We start from the raw sequence: 15723 nt of genomic DNA on the forward strand, positions 1-15723 counted from the left end.
GAGGAAGTACAACGCATGAAGCGAATGGCCGGACTTTCCGCACTTGCCCTGATCATCTCCAGCACCAGTGGCTGTGGATGGGTCTGGGGCCCGGAAGGTTATTTCCGTGACCGTGGTAGCGATTACCTGGAAGCGCAACAGACTGCACCCATGCAATTGCCGCCGGATGTCACCACCGCCAAGCGTCTGGATCCGCTGCTGCCGATTCCGCGCAACGTCGCCGATGACACCGCCAAGGGCGAATACATCGTGCCTCGTCCGCAGCCGTTGTCGGCCGCGGCCGACGCCAGTGCCTACTCCCTGCAAAAGAGCGGCGATTCGCGCTCGATCCTGGCGCAGAACCCGCCGGCGGAAGCCTGGCCCGTGGCCGTACAGTTCTTCCAGGACAACGGTTTCCGCCTGGACGAACAGCGCCCGCAAACCGGTGAATTCACCACGACCTGGCAGCGTTCCGACGAACTGTCGGCTGCCATGGCCAAGCGCCTGAGCGCGGCCGGTGTCGGCACCGACAGCGAAACCCGCGTGCGGGTGCGCATCGAGCCGGGCGTACAGCGCAATACCAGTGAAATCTACGTGGTCAGCGCCGAGCGTCCTGCCGGCAGCACTGCCGATGTCGCCTTCACCAACCGTTCGGTCAACACCGGCCTTGACGCGGCACTGGTCGACGACATGCTGGCAAGCATGAGCCGCATTTCCGAGAAGGGTGGTTCGGTCTCCATGCTGGCCTCTCGCGATTCCGACGCGCCAAGTCGCGTCAGCCTCAGCGAAGACGGCAGCGGCAACCCGGTGCTGAACGTCGGTACCGACCTGGATCGTGCCTGGTCGAGCGTCGGTCGTGCGCTGGAGCAGGGCGAGTGGCGCGTTGAAGACATCAACCGCAGCCTGGGCCTGTACTACATCAACCTCGCTGAAAAAGCCGAGAAGAAGGACGACAAGCCCGGGTTCTTCAGCGGCCTGTTCGGCAGTGCGCCGAGCAAGGAAGAAGTCGAGTCCCGTGCCGAGCGCTACCAGGTTCGCCTGAGCAAGGTGGGCGACAGCGTCCAGGTCACCGTCGAGAAAAACATCAATACCGTGGCGCCGGCTGACGTGGCGCGCAAAGTGTTGAGCGTCATTCAGGACAACCTGGGCTGATCACATGCGTTTTGCCGTTCTCGGCAGCGGTAGCCAAGGGAATGGCACGCTGATAGCCAGCGCTGATACGCATGTGCTGGTGGATTGTGGTTTCTCCCTGCGGGAAACCGAAAAACGCTTGCTGCGCCTGGGTGTAGATCCTGCGCAGCTAAGCGCGATACTCGTGACCCACGAACATGCCGACCACGTGCATGGCGTGGGTTTGCTGTCTCGGCGTTACAATCTGCCTGTCTACCTCAGTCGCGGGACCCTGCGCGGGATGCGCAAGCCGGTCGAGCCCGCGGGCTTGCTGGCCGGGGGCGAACAACTGCAGATCGGCGACTTGAGCATCGAGGTCATTGCCGTGGCCCACGATGCGCAGGAGCCGACACAATACGTTTTCAGTGACGGTGAGCGGCGCTTCGGCCTGCTGACCGACCTGGGCTCGTATTGCGACAAGGTGCTATACGGCTATCGCGACCTCGATGCATTGATGATCGAGGCCAACCATTGCCGGGACATGCTGGCTCGCGGTCATTATCCGTACTTTCTCAAGCAGCGGGTGGGCGGTGAGCTGGGACATTTGAACAACCATCAGGCGGCATTCCTGGTGTCCGAGTTGGGCTGGAAAGACCTGCAACACCTGGTCCTGGCCCATCTGAGCAGCAAGAACAACCTGCCGCGGCTGGCCCGGCAATGTTTTGTCGACACCCTCGGGTGCGACCCGGACTGGCTGCAACTGGCCGATCAAGATTCAGGGCTCGACTGGCGACACATCGCCTAGCCCACCTACTTAGCAAGCGGAGCCCATCATGGAAAAACGTGAAGAACTGTACCGCGGCAAAGCCAAATCGGTTTACAAGACCGACGACGCTAACCGCTTGATCCTGCTGTTTCGCAACGACACTTCGGCGTTCGACGGCAAGCGCATCGAACAGCTCGACCGCAAAGGCATGGTGAACAACAAGTTCAATGCCTTCATCATGCAGAAACTCGAAGCCGCCGGCGTGCCGACTCAATTCGACAAGCTGCTGGGCGACAACGAATGCCTGGTGAAGAAACTCGACATGATCCCGGTTGAGTGCGTCGTGCGTAACTACGCCGCCGGCAGCCTGGTCAAGCGCCTGGGTGTTGAAGAGGGCATGAAGCTCAACCCTTACACCTTCGAACTGTTCCTGAAGGACGACGCCAAGGGCGACCCGTTCATCAACGAATCCCACGTCGTGGCGTTCGGTTGGGGCACTGCCGAGCAACTGGCGCGCATGAAGGAGCTGTCGCTCAAGGTCAACGAAGTGCTGACCAAACTGTTTGACGACGCCGGCCTGCTGTTGGTCGACTTTAAACTGGAATTCGGCGTGTTCCACGACGGCTCCATCGTCCTGGGCGACGAATTCAGCCCGGACGGCTGCCGCCTGTGGGATAAGGCCACCATGAAGAAGATGGACAAGGACCGCTTCCGCCAGGGCCTCGGTGACGTCATCGAAGCCTACGAAGAAGTCGCCAACCGTCTGGGCGTACCGCTTTAATCGACGCAAGCATCTGATAGCACAGAAAAAATTACGAAAGAGGGTTTGCTTTCGGCAAAAGTGTTGTTATGATGCGCGCCGTTGGAGAGATGCCAGAGTGGCCGAATGGGACGGATTCGAAATCCGTTGTACCTTCACCGGTACCTAGGGTTCGAATCCCTATCTCTCCGCCATTACTTAGAAAAAGCCCCGTAGCTGAAAAGCTGCGGGGCTTTTTTGTTTTTGTTGTCTCGTCCTGAATTGGGTTCACAGCCTGCCTTCCTATCAGGAAGCTGCTCAGCAGAGCAGCTTCGTTCTAACCGGCCCGCCTTACGGTTGCGAATGGCCCAGTTCTTTTTTGATCAGGTCATATACGTCCTTGTGTGTGGAATTGTGCAGGGATTTTTCTTTGCAGGCCGATGCCAGGAAATTTCTCACTTCGTCCTTGGCGTGAGGATAAAGACCGACGACGTAATCGGCTTCATGCGTTTCGGTGCAGTTGAAGTACCTGTCGTCTTTCGCTTTGTCTCTAGCCATTGAAATGCTCCTTTTGTGTTTGAAGGTTGTCGTCCGGACCGTTTTTGCCCGAAGCCTCCTGAGCTTAGGGGGATGTAGCTGTCCCGCCAGAGGCGCGATGAAATCAGGAAGGGGCTGTAGGACCCGGCGCGTGAGCCTGTTGGCATTAAACGCAAATCGCTTGAGGCATTCGTTCAGTCGCGTAGACACCGCTTGTTACACCTCCCTAAACTGTCGATTGTTTTTGAGCGGGGTCAATGGATGAATCGCAACGAGCTACGCAAGGCTGACATCAACCTGATGGTGGTGTTTGAAGCGCTGATGCTGGAACGCAACGTTACCAAGGTGGCGAAGAAGTTGTTCCTCGGTCAGCCGACCATCAGTTCGGCGCTCAACCGCTTGCGTACCATGTTCAACGATCCGTTGTTCATACGTGTCGGCCATCGCATGGAGCCCACGGCGCGGGCTGAGGAGATCTTTCGGCATTTGTCGCCGGCGCTGGATTCGTTGTCGGTGGCGTTGAGCCTGACCCATGATTTCGACCCGAGCAGCAGCACCATGACTTTTCGCATCGGGATGTCCGACGATGTCGAGTACGGCCTGTTGCCGCCGTTGCTGCGGGCATTGCGCCAGGAAGCGCCGAAGGTGGTGTTCGTGGTGCAAAATGTCGATTACTGGCGTATTCCCGACTTGCTGGCGTCTGGTGACATAACGGTCGGCGTCAGCCAGACCCGCGGTCTTCCAGCCAACGCCAAGCGCAAATTGTTGCGGCATATCCAGCCCAGCGTGTTACGAGCCGATGCCAGCGATACACCGCTGACGGTCGATGAATACTGTTCGCGCCCTCATGTGCTGGTGTCCCATATTGCCAACGTCAGTGGCTTCGCTGACGAGTGGTTATCTGCGATCGGTCGCTCGCGCCAGGTGGTGCTCTCGGTGCCGCAATACAGTTCATTGCCGGCCTTGCTCGCCGGTACCGATCTGCTGGCCAGCCTGCCGGATTACACGGCAGAGGCCATGGCGGCGTCCGGTCAGTTGTTCAAGGAGCCGTTTCCGTTCAAGACGCCGACCCTGGAGTTGTCCATGGTCTGGCTCAGCCACGTCGACAGCGACCCTGCCGAGCGCTGGTTGCGCTCACGACTTGAAGCCTTCATGGGCGAGCGCAATCTGTTGTCGCTGCCCCAGTGAACAAGGTGGCGCTGTGCTATATGTAAGAATTTGCCCCAACCCATAGGAGTGATGTCATGCCTCACCTGCACCTTGAATACACCGCCAACCTGCCTGAGCTGAACGCCGATGTTGCGTTGATGCGCCTGAACAATACGCTGGTGGGGTCCGGGCAGTTCGGTGCCGAATTCGACATCAAGAGTCGCGCGGTGAAGCTCGAGACGTTCAGGGTCGGCACGGCATTGGCCGAGCGGGCGTTCGTGCATGTGAAGCTCGCGATACTGAGCGGTCGCTCGGAGCAGATCAAGAAGCAGCTGTCTGAAAGTCTGCTGGCAGTGGTCAGGGATCTGTGTGAATGGCCGGCAGGGGTAGAGGTGCAGCTGTGCGTGGAGATTCTCGATATCGATCGGGAATCATATTCGAAGACATCTGTTGGTCACTGAGCCGTATCGCGTCATTGGTCAGGTTGACCAGGTGTCTCTAAACCAAAAGCGGATCACGACTCATGGCCGGTATTCGGAAAGTTGCTCAGCTGGGCTACTCATCGCAAGCTGGAACCTATGCCAGGGGGCGCCCGAGCTATCCAGGTGAGCTGGTTAGCTGGCTTAGAGAGGCACTTGAGATTCATCCGGGATCGACGGTTGTTGATTTAGGCGCCGGCACCGGTAAATTCACCCAGTTGTTGGGATCAATGGACATCGATGTCGTAGCGGTCGAGCCCATAGAAGCGATGCGATCCGAGTTTGCCAGGAATCTACCGCACATCACGATCCTGGAAGGAACAGCCGAATCTATTCCGCTCAACTCCGGAGCAGCGCAAGCACTGGTATGCGCCCAAGCCTTCCACTGGTTTGCAGATGAAACGGCCCTTGCCGAGATACACCGAGTGCTTAAGCCAAACGGTCGGCTGGGCTTGATCTGGAACGTGCGTGATGAGTCGGTGGACTGGGTTGCAGCCATTACCGAGATCATTACGCCGTACGAAGGCGATACTCCACGCTTTCATACCGGTGACTGGAAGTTGCCATTCACGGGGCGTTACTTTTCTGAACCCGAACTTACCTGTTTCCCGTACACACATTCAGGTGGCGTCAACGAAGTCATCATGGACCGAATTCTGTCGGTGAGTTTTATCGCCGCTCTTCCACCTGCCGAAAAGGCGAAAGTATCCGCACAGTTGCAGAAGCTGATCCAGACTCACCCGTCCCTTTGCGGGCATGAAACTATTGAGTTTCCGTATCAAACCCAAGCTTATCTGTGTCGCCGTTTATAGAGAGAACGCTCCAGTTTGAGCGTTGCTGGGCGCGCCGGTGCTTTTACGCTTGCGCACAGGCCGCGATCACTTGCTCACGTAACCAGGTGTTGGCGCTGTCCTGATCGGTGCCTTGGCGCCACTGCATGTCGAGGGTGAATCCGGGCAAGCCATCGGGCGCTTCACAGCGTTCGAAGGCGCTCTCATCGGCCAGCAATTGCTGGATGCGTCGGGGCAGGGTGAGGAGGAAGTCGGTGCCGCTGATCATCTTCAGGGCCGCGCCGTAGCTGTTGGCTCGCGCGACTATCTGGCGTTGCAGGGCTTGCTGGGCCAACCAGCCGTCAACCATGTTGCTGGTGGATGTCCAGGGTGTCGGAAACACATGCCGGCGCTCGATGAAGGTTTGCAGGCCCAGGCGTGGTTGCGACGGGGCCGCACGACGGTCGAAGACGCAGACGAAGTCATCTTGCAGCAACGTGTGCACATTGAAGTCAGCGTGCCTTCGATGGAAGTCCGGGCCGAAACCGATTGCCAGATCGAGGCTACCATCGCGCAGTGCCTGGGCCGGGATGTCGGTTTCGAGCCTGTGGACATTGACCGTCACTGCATGCTCGAAGCGCGCGAAGCGTTTCAACAGGTGGGGTAGAACCAGTTGCTCGAAGTATTCCGGTGCACAGAGATTGAAAACCGTCGGCTGCATGGACGGATCGAACGCTGACGCACTGGCATGGCACAGGTTGATGCTGTCGAGGATCTTCAGCACGTGGGGGTACATGCTGTCGGCCTTATAGGTGGGGCGCATCCCGGTGCGGGTATTGATGAACAATTCGTCTTCAAACCCGGCGCGCAGTTTTTTCAGGCAGTAACTCACGGTGGACTGGCTGACGCACAGCGCCTCGGAAACGCCGGAGACGCTGTTTTGCTCATACACGGCGACGAATACCATCAAATCCTGCATGTCGAGCTTTCGTAGCACGTTACTGTTCAGCATCCTTTCCGGCTCATGCGCAAACTTGAGCGAACGATCCTAAAGCAATGAGGGCAGCAGGAGAATCTTTCGCAGGCATGCGAGGCGCGCTGCGAGTCAGTGCATGTGCCTGGCGTAATGCCGTGGATCGAAGCGCAACGCCATCATGATCATCAGTGCCATGGCCCCGGTGAGTGACCACCAGGCCCATTCGAAAGTGCCGAACTGATCGCGGATCATCCCGGCAACCAGCGGCGAGAGGCCGGCGATCAGATAGCCGATGCCTTGCACGAACGCCGTGAGCCCACCCGCGCGCCGGGGATCGTCCAGATGATCCAGCGAGACGATCAGGCTCATCGGGAACAGTCCGCCTATTCCCAGCCCCAGCAGGCATGGCCACAGAAGGCCGAGATGTTCGGGGCTCAGGATCAACCCGCAAAAGCCAGCCATGATCAGCGCCAACAGCACCACCAGCACCAGGCGTCGATCACGGCTACGGTTGGCGATGGCCGGAGTCAGCAGGCCGGACAACACCTCCATGGCGGTCAGGAAGCCCAACAGCAACCCGGCGTTTTCTTCACTCCAGCCTTTTTCTACGTAATACGGTGCCAGCCAAGCCAGTACGCAGGTGTAGGACGCGGTGCCCAGCCCGAAAAAAGCCGCGAGCAACCAGGCGCGTGGATGGCTGAAGAACGAGCGGTTGCTCGTGGAAGCCGGCATCGGCGCCCCCGCTCGATGGCTGCACCAGAACAGCAGTGCGATCACGGCCAGCACCGCCCAGATCGCCAGGCCGATGCGCCAACTGCCTGTACGGACCATCACCAGCGGGGCGAAGGCGGCCGCAATGGCGGCACCGCCCATGATCGACGTGACGTAGAGCCCCATGCACAGGGCCACGTTGTCGCTGAATCGGGATTTGATCAGCGTCGGCATCAGTGCCTGGATCAGGGCGATGCCGATGCCGGCGAGCACGGCGCTGAGGATCAGTTCCAACGCAGTATCGAGGAACAATCGCGCAGCCGTGGCCAGGCCGATGACCACCAGCGACAGTACGACCGTGCGGTGCTCACCGAGGCGTTGGCTGACTGCCAGTCCAAAGAACATCGCCAGCCCCATGGTCATGACCGGCAGCAGGGTCAGCAGCGACGCGAGACTGAAACTCAGCGGGATATCGCCGCGAATCGCCGACAGTAAAGGTCCGACGGCGGCCATGGAGGGGCGCAGGTTGAGGGCGACCAAAATGATGCTGAACATTATCCACAGGGCGGGGCGGGAGGTTTCGCGAATGTTTTCCATAATCGGACCTTGATGAATCAGGAGCCGATTAGGCGCGAATGGTTGGCAGGCGGCAAATCAGAAAGTCTTGCGCATTATCGGGAAATTAAATACGGCGGTCATCAGCATGACTTGCAGCCTTCAGATGCTCAGAAGTTCGAGCTTGCTGAACAAGACCTGAACGATTCTCAAATAAGTAGAAAGTTTCATCGTGCATTAGGTTGGCAACCAATCGTTGGCTTCTTTTTCACGAAAAATTGATAGTCGGATGCCTAAAGTTAGTGTTGTCGCGATAAATGAAATTTTCACATTTATCGAAGGCACTTCTTTTCAGGAACAGTCGATCACCATGTTGAAGATTAAAGCCGTGCGCCCGGAGTGGGTGACACTGATTGCCAGCGCCTTTTTATTGACTGCCTTCAATTTTGTATTGTGGCAGCACCTTTTCGAAATCACCATCGCGGACGGTAAAGGCATCGTCATGCGTGTGGCGTTCGGTGCGATGATCCTTGCGGCTTTCAACATTATCCTGACCCTGCTGGCGTTCCGGCCGGTGCTCAAGCCCGTGCTGACCCTGCTGTTCATGATCAGTGCGGGCGTCGCATATTTCATGGGCCAATACGGCGTCTTGATCGACATCGGCATGTTGCGCAACTTCGCTCAAACCAATGCAACGGAAGTCCGCGACTTACTATCATTCAAATTGCTTGCGTATATCGTTTTTCTCGGTGTGTTGCCCTCCTGGTTGTTGTGGAAGACGCCGGTTAGTTATCGCCGCTGGCATCGCGAGTTATTGAGCAAGATACTCGTGACTTTTGCCTCGGCGGCGGTCATTGGTGGTGTCGCGCTGATTAACTATCAGGGGCTTTCTTCACTGTTTCGCAATCACCATGAGCTTCGCCTGATGGTGGTACCCAGCAACTACATTGGTGCCTTTTCCGGTTACTTGCGCGAGCAGGTCGCATCAGCGCGCCAGCCCTTCGTCAAGATCGGTGAAGACGCGCAACGCAACCCTGCCCTGCAAAACCATGATCGCAAGTCCCTGACGGTTCTGGTGGTCGGTGAGAGTGCCCGCGCCGAGAACTTCGGCATCCTTGGCTATAACCGCGACACCACGCCGAAACTGGATAAGGAAGCCGGGCTGATCGCGTTTACCGACGTGAAGTCCTGCGGTACTGAAACGGCGGTGTCGGTGCCTTGCATGTTCTCCAATATGGGGCGCAAGGGTTACAACGCGAGCAAGGCCAAGAACGAAGAAGGCCTGCTGGATGTACTCAAGCATGCGGGCCTCGATGTGATCTGGCGTGACAACCAGTCTGGCTGCAAAGGCACCTGCGATCGCGTCACCCTCGACGACGTCAGCAATTTGAAGGACCCGGTGCTGTGCGCCAACAGTGAATGCCGCGATGAAATCCTGCTGCAGGGTTTGCAACATTTCATCGATACCCTGAACAAAGACACAGTACTGGTATTGCACCAGATGGGCAGTCACGGTCCGGAGTATTACAAACGCTATCCGAAGGAATTCGAGCACTTTACCCCGGTCTGTCAAAGTAATGCACTGAACAACTGCAGTCGCGAAAGCATCATCAATGGTTATGACAATACGCTGGTGTACACCGACCATGTGCTGTCGACCCTGATCGATCTGTTGCGCAGCAACCAGGACAAAGTTGATACCGCGATGCTGTATCTGTCGGACCACGGCGAATCCCTGGGCGAATACAACTTGTTCCTCCATGGCACGCCTTACATGCTGGCACCGGAACAACAGAAACATGTGGCGATGCTGGCCTGGTTCTCCGACAGCTATCAGAAGTCGTTCTCGGTGGACACCCATTGCCTGCAAATGAGCCGTGAAAAGCCCTTGAGCCAGGACAACCTGTTCCATTCGATGCTGGGGCTGCTGGAGGTCAACAGCAAGGTTTATAACCAGGACCTGGATATGTTTTCCGGGTGCCGCAGGGCGGCGATCGATGGCGTACTGGCCAAAGATTGAGTGCTGCGTTCTCTATTTCATACGACGGCCTGTGGCCGGCACATCTACGCTCGAGACCCCTGCAAATGCCTGCTCAGTCACCTTCCGCCATCGAGCTCGAGTTCGCCCGGCATTATGACCAGGAGCACGCCCGCGTCTGCCTGCAGCCGCGAGCGCAAGGCCTGGGCGAGCGCCTGGCGTTCTGGCGTGACGAGCAAATGGTGCGCCGGGCGCTCAAGGTCGCCGGCGAACCGGGCCTGATTCTTGATGTGGCTTGCGGTGTCGGGCGCTTCTGGCCAGTGCTGGGTGAGCATGCGAACCGGGTGATTCTCGCGACGGATCAGTCCCAGGCTATTCTCGAGCATGCCCGTACCCACCATCCGCAGAGCCTGATGAAGCGAGTCCGGACTTTTCAAAGCTCCGCCTTCAACATTGGCTTGTCGGAAAATGCCGTTGACAGCATTTTTTGCATGCAGCTGTTTCAGCACATTGCCTGCCCCGAACTCCGTTTGGCGATGTTGGGCGAATTTTACCGGGTCAGCCGCGATACGGTGATTGTGGCGGCGCGTGTGGCTGGCCGTTTCAAGGGATGGCACACCGACGGGCAGGGGGTCGCAGCAGGGTCACTGGTCAGTAAGACCGAGCTTGAGACGCAATTCAAGCTGGCAGGTTTGCGCGTGCTCAGCCATCAGGATTTTCTGCCCGGCCTCGCAACGAGGCGGGTTTACGTGCTGGGTAAGGTCGGTTAGGCCAGGTTTGTCAGGCTATTCTTGCAGTCAGGCAGGCATTTTCGCTAAAGCTCTTGTTCAGTGGATGCGCGGAAATCGTCGGGGGCGATATATACTGCGCGCCATTCTTCAAGGGAGAGCCGTGTGGCCATCGATATTCACTGGATTCGCGACAACGATAGCCTCGGTCGGTTTTGCACCGAGTGGCAGCAGCTGCCGTTCGTTGCCCTCGACACCGAATTCATGCGGGTCGACACCTTCTACCCGATCGCAGGCCTGCTGCAGGTCGGCGATGGCGAACGTGCCTACCTGATCGATCCGTTGACCATCGATAACTGGCAGCCCCTGGCCGCCTTGCTGGAAAATCCAGCGGTGGTCAAGGTTGTCCATGCGTGTAGCGAAGACCTCGAAGTCCTGCTGCGCCTGACCGGCAGCCTGCCGGCACCGCTGTTCGATACGCAGCTGGCCGCCGCTTACCTGAACCTGGGTTTTTCCATGGGTTATTCGCGGCTGGTACAGGAAGTATTGGGGATCGACCTGCCCAAGGGCGAAACCCGTTCCGACTGGCTGCAACGCCCGCTTTCCGAGACCCAGATCAGCTACGCCGCCGAAGATGCCGTGCACCTGGCGGAAGTTTTCGTGAAATTGCGCCCGCAACTCTCCGATGACAAATACGCCTGGGTCCTGGAGGACGGTGCGGAGCTGGTGGCTAACCTGCGTCGCGAAATCGATCCGTTCGAGGTCTATCGCGACGCCAAGCTGGCCTGGAAGTTGTCCCGCGCGCAGCTCGCTGTGTTGCGTGAGCTCTGCGCCTGGCGCGAGCAGGAGGCGCGTGCCCGTGACCTGCCGCGCAACCGCATCATCCGCGAGCATTCGCTGTGGCCGCTGGCGCGCACGCAACCGGACAACCTCGGCGCATTGGCGAAAATCGAAGACATGCACCCGCGTACCGTGCGTCAGGACGGCGAATTTTTGCTTGATCTGATAAAGCGCTCTGCCAGTGTGTCGCCCGAGCAATGGCCACCCGCCGTGCCTGAGCCGTTGCCGGTGGACGCCGCCGCGCTGCTCAAGCGACTCAAAGCCATCGGCCAGGCCGAAGCCGAACGCTTGAACATCGCGCCTGAGCTGATGTTGCGCAAGAAAACCCTGGAAGCCTTGCTCAAGAGTGGCTTCCCCAATGGTCCCTATCAATTGCCTGATTCGCTGCGTGGCTGGCGCCGCGAGTTGATGGGCCAGGCGCTGCTCGACAGCCTGGCCACCCCCGGAGAACAGCCTTGAAACGTATTTGCTCCATCTACCGCAGTTCGAAAAGAAACGAGATGTACCTCTATGTGCTCAAGAGCGATGCTCTGGAGCGTGTGCCAGAGCCCTTGATGGCTGCCTTCGGCAAAGCTATCCACGCGTTTGACCTGGTATTGAGCCCCGAGCGCAAACTGTCGCGCGAGGACATCACCGTCGTGCTGGAAAACCTCGAAAAGCAGGGCTATCACCTGCAAATGCCGCCAGCGGAAGACGAATACATCGAGCACTTGCCGGAAGAATTGCTGCGACGCAACGACCCCATGTGATCGACACTGGAATGATTTTGGCAAGGGCCGCATGGACGGAGCAGGACTCTGTCGGCGGCCGTATGCACTGTTTTTCGAAAGGTTTGAAGCATGCGCGTCCTGATTGCTGAACACGATCACCCGGTCTACGCCCGATTGTTGCAAGAGGCGGTGCCCGAGGTGGAAGTACTGACTAGCGGCGATTCCGCTGAATTGGCGCGTCTGGCTGCCGATTGCCCGGTCTGGCTCGGCCAACCCGACTTGCTGGCGACCCTGTTGCGCCAGGGGCATCAGCCTCAATGGTTGCAATCGACCTGGGCCGGGATCACGCCGCTGCTGGCCGATGGCTTGCCTCGGCACTATCGCCTGACTCGCGCGGTGGGAATTTTCGGTCAGGTCATGGCCGAATACGTGCTCACCTACATGCTCGGCCACGAACGTGAAGTGCTGGCACGGTTGGTCAGCCAGGTCGAGCGCAAATGGGACAGCCGTCACGGCCAGAGCCTGGCGGGGCGCAAGGTGTTGATCGTCGGTACTGGTGATATCGGGCAGACCGTGGCGCAATTTCTCGTACCCTTTGGTGTACAGCTGTATGGCATCGCCAGCGAAGCCCGTGAGCAGGCACCCTTTATCGAAGTCGGTTCGCTGGCGGACCTGCCTCGGTTGGTCGGTGAAGTGGATTATGTGGTCAATCTGCTGCCAAATACCCCGAACACCCACGATATATACGATGCAGCGCTGTTCAAGCAGTTCAAGCCAAGTGGTTTGTTCATCAATGTCGGGCGCGGTGTAGCGGTGGTGGATGCGGATCTGGTGGAGGCCTTGAAAGAAGGGCACCTGGTGGGCGCCGTGATTGACGTCTGTCGCCAGGAGCCGCTGCCGCAACGCCATCCGTTCTGGACGGCCTTCGGCCTGCTACTGACGGGCCATAGCTCGGCACCGACTTCGCCGTCGCTGATGGTGAATCTGTTCGTCGAAAACCTGCGGGCGTATCAGGCGGGTGAGGCGTTGCGCGGGGAAGTGGATTTCAATCGCGGGTACTGAGCTGCCGACCCTGATCGTTCCCACGCTCTGCGTGGGAATGCCTCTTGTGACGCTCTGCGTCACGCCGTTGGGACGCGGAGCGTGCCGGGCTGCATTCCCACGCAGAGCGTGGGAACGATCGGCTTAGAGGGTGAAGTCGCCTTCAGCAGCGAGTTCGTTCAACGGCCGCCGCGGGCTTGGCTCTTCGCGTGTTTGCAGGTACTCCGCCAGTGTCGCTTTATCCCCCAGCTTCCCGACTGCCACGGCGGCATGCAGGGCGTAGCCTTCAGGAATGTTCAGCTCCTTGCGGGTCAATTCTTGGTCGAAACCCGCCATGCCGTGGGTATGCCAGCCACTGATGCTGGCTTGCAGCGCCAGGTGGCCCCAGGCGGAACCGGTGTCGAACGTGTGCCACAGCGCCGGGGTTTCTTCGGTGGCGCCAGGCGCGGTGAAGGTGGTTTTCGAGATCACGATCACCAAAGCCGAGGCGTGTTGCGCCCAGCTGCGGTTGAATTCGTTCAGCAGGCCCAGGTAACGCTCCCAGTTCGGCGTATCGCGACGCGCATAAAGAAACCGCCAAGGCTGCGAGTTGTACGCCGACGGTGCCCAGCGTGCCGCTTCAAAGAAGCTCAGCAGGGTTTCCTCAGGAATGGTTTCGCCCGTGAAGGCCCGGGGCGACCAGCGATCGGTAAACTGCGGATGGATGGCGTAATCGGCAATGCGTGGATTTGCACTCATCAAGAGATTCCTTGCTACGTTTGAAAGTGGGAGCGACGCAAAACCCTACTTGGCGGCGCAATAACTGACAAGCGTGTTGTACCGACAGTCGCCAATGCTTGGCCCGCGGGGCTGCGGGCACTAGACTGGCGGCCTTTTCACCACCTGATGTCGATGCTCGAACCATGGCCGCCAAAGTAGAACCGTTCTGGATACGCAAAACCCTCGATCAACTCGATCAGCAGGAATGGGAATCGCTGTGCGATGGCTGTGGCCTGTGCTGCCTGCAAAAGCTCGAAGATGAAGACGACAACAGCGTCTATTACACGCGTATCGCCTGCAAACTGCTGGACTTGAAAACCTGCCAGTGCAGCGATTACCCCAACCGTCGCGCCTCGGTGCCAGACTGCATCCAGCTCACACCGGGCAAGGCCGACGAGTTCAAATGGCTGCCACCGACCTGCGGCTATCGCCTGGTCAGCGAGGGCAAGGATCTGCCGTTGTGGCATCACCTGGTGTGCGGTGATCGCGACGCGGTGCACCACGAACGTATTTCCCAGTCCGGGCGCATGCTTGCCGAAGGCAGCGTGGCCGAAGAGGATTGGGAAGACCATCTGATCTTCCGCGCAGGTTAAGGTTTTACAAAGGAGTGTGTATGGCTGTGGGATGGCAGCGGGCGCTGGCCGTTGGGTTATTGTCTCTGAGCGCTCCCGCGTGGGCGGCGACGAAGAAGGTCGATCTGGATTACCACGTGCGCCTGTTGCCGCAAAGCGACCAGGCTGAAGTGCGCCTTACCCTGGCCCAGGGCTCGGCGGTACGCAGCCTGGATTTCAACCTCGGCGACGGCAGCCACTACAGTGATTTCAAGGCTGATGGCCAATGGCAGCAGACACCGGGCAAACTCACCCGTGGTGTATGGCTCCCTGCCGGGGACAAGGCCAGCCTGACTTACCGAGTTCGTATCAGCCATGGCCGCAAGAGTGGCAGCTTCGACACGCGCATCACCCCGGCCTGGGCGCTGATGCGCGGTGACGATCTGGTGCCACCCGCCAAAATCGATCAGCAGGACGGTATCGAGTTGGTGTCACGCCTGGAATTCGAGCTGCCCAATGGCTGGCAAAGCGTCGAGACCGCCTGGCCGCGCATCGGCAAGAACAAGTTTCGCATCGATAATGTTTCCCGGTTGTTCGACCGGCCCACGGGCTGGATGCTGGCGGGTCACCTCGGTAGCCGGCGTACCCGATTGGGCGAAACCGAAGTCACCGTCACCTCACCGCGAGGCCAGGGCATGCGGCGCATGGACGTGCTGACGCTGCTGACGTTTGTCTGGCCACAGGTGCAAGCCGTGTTTCCTCGTCACCCGACCAAGTTGTTGATTGTCGGCGCCAATGACCCGATGTGGCGTGGCAGTCTTTCGGCGCATGAGTCAATTTACCTGAACGCCCGCCTGCCGCTGGTCAGTGAAAACGGTACAAGTGCGTTGGTGCGCGAGTTGGCCCAAGTGTTCGGACGGATCAACGATCAGCAGCGCAGCGATTGGATCAGCGAGGGGTTTGCCGAATACTACGCCATCGAACTGGTGCGCCGGGCCGGCGGTATGAGTGATGAGCGGTATGAGGGGCTGCACAGGAAGCTGGTCAAGGACAGCCAGAAAGTCACCAGTCTGCGCGGCGAGCAGATCAACGCTGCGCAGTTGGCCAAAGCGGTGCTGTTGCTGCAGGAACTGGACCGCGAGATTCGCCTGAAAACCCGCAACAAGCGCTCGCTCGATGATGTGATGCGCGGGGCGATGAGTCTGGGGAGCGTGGATACCAAGGAATTCGTGCAGCTTAGTGAGAGCGTGATTGGAGAGTCTTCCAAAGTCCTTGATACAGGGTTGCTTCAATAAAGATCAAAAGATCGCAGCCTGCGGCAGCTCCTACATTGGGGGGGCGTACA

General features: G+C 58.8%; 18 protein-coding genes and 1 tRNA gene. 15 read left to right on the forward strand and 4 right to left on the reverse strand.

What is annotated here, in order from left to right; translation table 11 throughout:
• The first annotated feature begins 15 nt into the window (after positions 1-15).
• The 4 genes from bamC to HGP31_RS07425 all read left to right on the forward strand — a co-directional run bounded on the left by bamC (position 16) and on the right by HGP31_RS07425 (position 2809).
• Positions 16-1131, forward strand: a complete 1116-nt coding sequence (gene bamC, locus HGP31_RS07410; protein WP_020797807.1) for an outer membrane protein assembly factor BamC — start codon at positions 16-18, stop codon at positions 1129-1131.
• Positions 1132-1135: 4 nt separating this feature from the next.
• A complete protein-coding gene (locus HGP31_RS07415) occupies positions 1136-1894 on the forward strand; it encodes an MBL fold metallo-hydrolase (protein WP_168757391.1) in 759 nt (252 codons plus the stop codon).
• A 28-nt stretch (positions 1895-1922) separates the two neighbouring features.
• Positions 1923-2636 carry a phosphoribosylaminoimidazolesuccinocarboxamide synthase gene (gene purC, locus HGP31_RS07420; protein WP_020797809.1) on the forward strand — a complete coding sequence of 238 codons (714 nt, stop codon included), beginning with the start codon at positions 1923-1925 and terminating at the stop codon, positions 2634-2636.
• An 83-nt stretch (positions 2637-2719) separates the two neighbouring features.
• A tRNA-Ser gene (locus tag HGP31_RS07425) sits at positions 2720-2809 on the forward strand.
• 136 nt (positions 2810-2945) lie between these two features.
• Here HGP31_RS07425 and HGP31_RS07430 read toward each other — a convergent pair.
• Positions 2946-3152: a hypothetical protein gene (locus tag HGP31_RS07430; protein ID WP_020797810.1), complete on the reverse strand. Its 207-nt coding sequence runs from the start codon at positions 3150-3152 to the stop codon at positions 2946-2948.
• A gap of 240 nt (positions 3153-3392) precedes the next feature.
• On the opposite strand from HGP31_RS07430, the gene HGP31_RS07435 reads away from it, so the two are divergent.
• The 3 genes from HGP31_RS07435 (at position 3393) to HGP31_RS07445 (ending at position 5571) form a co-directional block, all read left to right on the forward strand.
• Positions 3393-4319 (forward strand): LysR family transcriptional regulator, encoded by a 927-nt coding sequence (locus HGP31_RS07435; RefSeq protein ID WP_020797811.1) that lies wholly within the window; start codon positions 3393-3395, stop codon positions 4317-4319.
• A gap of 56 nt (positions 4320-4375) precedes the next feature.
• Entirely contained in the window at positions 4376-4741 is a 366-nt protein-coding gene (locus HGP31_RS07440; RefSeq protein WP_020797812.1) for a 5-carboxymethyl-2-hydroxymuconate Delta-isomerase, read from the forward strand.
• A gap of 62 nt (positions 4742-4803) precedes the next feature.
• Positions 4804-5571, forward strand: coding sequence for a class I SAM-dependent methyltransferase (locus tag HGP31_RS07445; RefSeq protein WP_033041866.1), 768 nt, complete (start codon positions 4804-4806; stop codon positions 5569-5571).
• 43 nt (positions 5572-5614) lie between these two features.
• Here HGP31_RS07445 and HGP31_RS07450 read toward each other — a convergent pair whose 3' ends face one another.
• Positions 5615-6541: a LysR family transcriptional regulator gene (locus HGP31_RS07450; RefSeq protein ID WP_033041867.1), complete on the reverse strand. Its 927-nt coding sequence runs from the start codon at positions 6539-6541 to the stop codon at positions 5615-5617.
• 93 nt (positions 6542-6634) lie between these two features.
• Entirely contained in the window at positions 6635-7813 is a 1179-nt protein-coding gene (locus tag HGP31_RS07455; protein ID WP_151140899.1) for a cyanate transporter, read from the reverse strand.
• 12 nt (positions 7814-7825) lie between these two features.
• Between HGP31_RS07455 and HGP31_RS07460 the strand changes: the two genes are divergently transcribed.
• From HGP31_RS07460 to HGP31_RS07485, 6 genes are all read left to right on the forward strand, one after another.
• Positions 7826-8053 (forward strand): hypothetical protein, encoded by a 228-nt coding sequence (locus tag HGP31_RS07460; RefSeq protein ID WP_020797816.1) that lies wholly within the window; start codon positions 7826-7828, stop codon positions 8051-8053.
• 88 nt (positions 8054-8141) lie between these two features.
• The gene (locus HGP31_RS07465) at positions 8142-9791 is read left to right on the forward strand and encodes a phosphoethanolamine transferase (RefSeq protein WP_151140901.1); all 1650 of its coding nucleotides are present in this window, start codon (positions 8142-8144) and stop codon (positions 9789-9791) included.
• A 65-nt stretch (positions 9792-9856) separates the two neighbouring features.
• On the forward strand, positions 9857-10519 hold the full coding sequence (locus HGP31_RS07470) for a class I SAM-dependent methyltransferase (protein WP_168757392.1): 663 nt from the start codon (positions 9857-9859) through the stop codon (positions 10517-10519).
• A gap of 123 nt (positions 10520-10642) precedes the next feature.
• Positions 10643-11776 carry a ribonuclease D gene (gene rnd, locus HGP31_RS07475; RefSeq protein ID WP_020797819.1) on the forward strand — a complete coding sequence of 378 codons (1134 nt, stop codon included), beginning with the start codon at positions 10643-10645 and terminating at the stop codon, positions 11774-11776.
• Positions 11773-12066, forward strand: coding sequence for a YcgL domain-containing protein (locus tag HGP31_RS07480; protein ID WP_033041871.1), 294 nt, complete (start codon positions 11773-11775; stop codon positions 12064-12066). Before rnd ends, HGP31_RS07480 begins: the two co-directional genes overlap by 4 nt.
• A 90-nt stretch (positions 12067-12156) precedes the next feature.
• Positions 12157-13089: a D-2-hydroxyacid dehydrogenase gene (locus HGP31_RS07485; protein WP_033041872.1), complete on the forward strand. Its 933-nt coding sequence runs from the start codon at positions 12157-12159 to the stop codon at positions 13087-13089.
• A gap of 123 nt (positions 13090-13212) precedes the next feature.
• Here HGP31_RS07485 and HGP31_RS07490 read toward each other — a convergent pair whose 3' ends face one another.
• Entirely contained in the window at positions 13213-13806 is a 594-nt protein-coding gene (locus HGP31_RS07490; protein WP_168757393.1) for a nitroreductase family protein, read from the reverse strand.
• Positions 13807-13970: 164 nt separating this feature from the next.
• On the opposite strand from HGP31_RS07490, the gene HGP31_RS07495 reads away from it, so the two are divergent.
• Entirely contained in the window at positions 13971-14420 is a 450-nt protein-coding gene (locus HGP31_RS07495; RefSeq protein ID WP_020797823.1) for a YcgN family cysteine cluster protein, read from the forward strand.
• Positions 14421-14440: 20 nt separating this feature from the next.
• Entirely contained in the window at positions 14441-15673 is a 1233-nt protein-coding gene (locus HGP31_RS07500) for a hypothetical protein (protein WP_168757394.1), read from the forward strand.
• Positions 15674-15723: the final 50 nt, after the last annotated feature.

This window comes from Pseudomonas umsongensis (genome assembly GCF_012647205.1).
In the GTDB taxonomy this organism is placed as follows: Bacteria; Pseudomonadota; Gammaproteobacteria; order Pseudomonadales; family Pseudomonadaceae; genus Aquipseudomonas; species Aquipseudomonas umsongensis.

What these genes read in the sequence shown, in the direction of transcription:
- bamC (WP_020797807.1), top strand. Translation starts at nt 16, where the DNA reads ATGAAGCGAATGGCCGGACTTTCCGCACTTGCCCTGATCATCTCCAGC.
- HGP31_RS07415 (WP_168757391.1), top strand. Translation starts at nt 1,136, where the DNA reads ATGCGTTTTGCCGTTCTCGGCAGCGGTAGCCAAGGGAATGGCACGCTG.
- purC (WP_020797809.1), top strand. Translation starts at nt 1,923, where the DNA reads ATGGAAAAACGTGAAGAACTGTACCGCGGCAAAGCCAAATCGGTTTAC.
- HGP31_RS07430 (WP_020797810.1), bottom strand. Translation starts at nt 3,152, where the DNA reads ATGGCTAGAGACAAAGCGAAAGACGACAGGTACTTCAACTGCACCGAA.
- HGP31_RS07435 (WP_020797811.1), top strand. Translation starts at nt 3,393, where the DNA reads ATGAATCGCAACGAGCTACGCAAGGCTGACATCAACCTGATGGTGGTG.
- HGP31_RS07440 (WP_020797812.1), top strand. Translation starts at nt 4,376, where the DNA reads ATGCCTCACCTGCACCTTGAATACACCGCCAACCTGCCTGAGCTGAAC.
- HGP31_RS07445 (WP_033041866.1), top strand. Translation starts at nt 4,804, where the DNA reads ATGGCCGGTATTCGGAAAGTTGCTCAGCTGGGCTACTCATCGCAAGCT.
- HGP31_RS07450 (WP_033041867.1), bottom strand. Translation starts at nt 6,541, where the DNA reads ATGCTGAACAGTAACGTGCTACGAAAGCTCGACATGCAGGATTTGATG.
- HGP31_RS07455 (WP_151140899.1), bottom strand. Translation starts at nt 7,813, where the DNA reads ATGGAAAACATTCGCGAAACCTCCCGCCCCGCCCTGTGGATAATGTTC.
- HGP31_RS07460 (WP_020797816.1), top strand. Translation starts at nt 7,826, where the DNA reads ATGAATCAGGAGCCGATTAGGCGCGAATGGTTGGCAGGCGGCAAATCA.
- HGP31_RS07465 (WP_151140901.1), top strand. Translation starts at nt 8,142, where the DNA reads ATGTTGAAGATTAAAGCCGTGCGCCCGGAGTGGGTGACACTGATTGCC.
- HGP31_RS07470 (WP_168757392.1), top strand. Translation starts at nt 9,857, where the DNA reads ATGCCTGCTCAGTCACCTTCCGCCATCGAGCTCGAGTTCGCCCGGCAT.
- HGP31_RS07485 (WP_033041872.1), top strand. Translation starts at nt 12,157, where the DNA reads ATGCGCGTCCTGATTGCTGAACACGATCACCCGGTCTACGCCCGATTG.
- HGP31_RS07490 (WP_168757393.1), bottom strand. Translation starts at nt 13,806, where the DNA reads ATGAGTGCAAATCCACGCATTGCCGATTACGCCATCCATCCGCAGTTT.
- HGP31_RS07495 (WP_020797823.1), top strand. Translation starts at nt 13,971, where the DNA reads ATGGCCGCCAAAGTAGAACCGTTCTGGATACGCAAAACCCTCGATCAA.
- HGP31_RS07500 (WP_168757394.1), top strand. Translation starts at nt 14,441, where the DNA reads ATGGCTGTGGGATGGCAGCGGGCGCTGGCCGTTGGGTTATTGTCTCTG.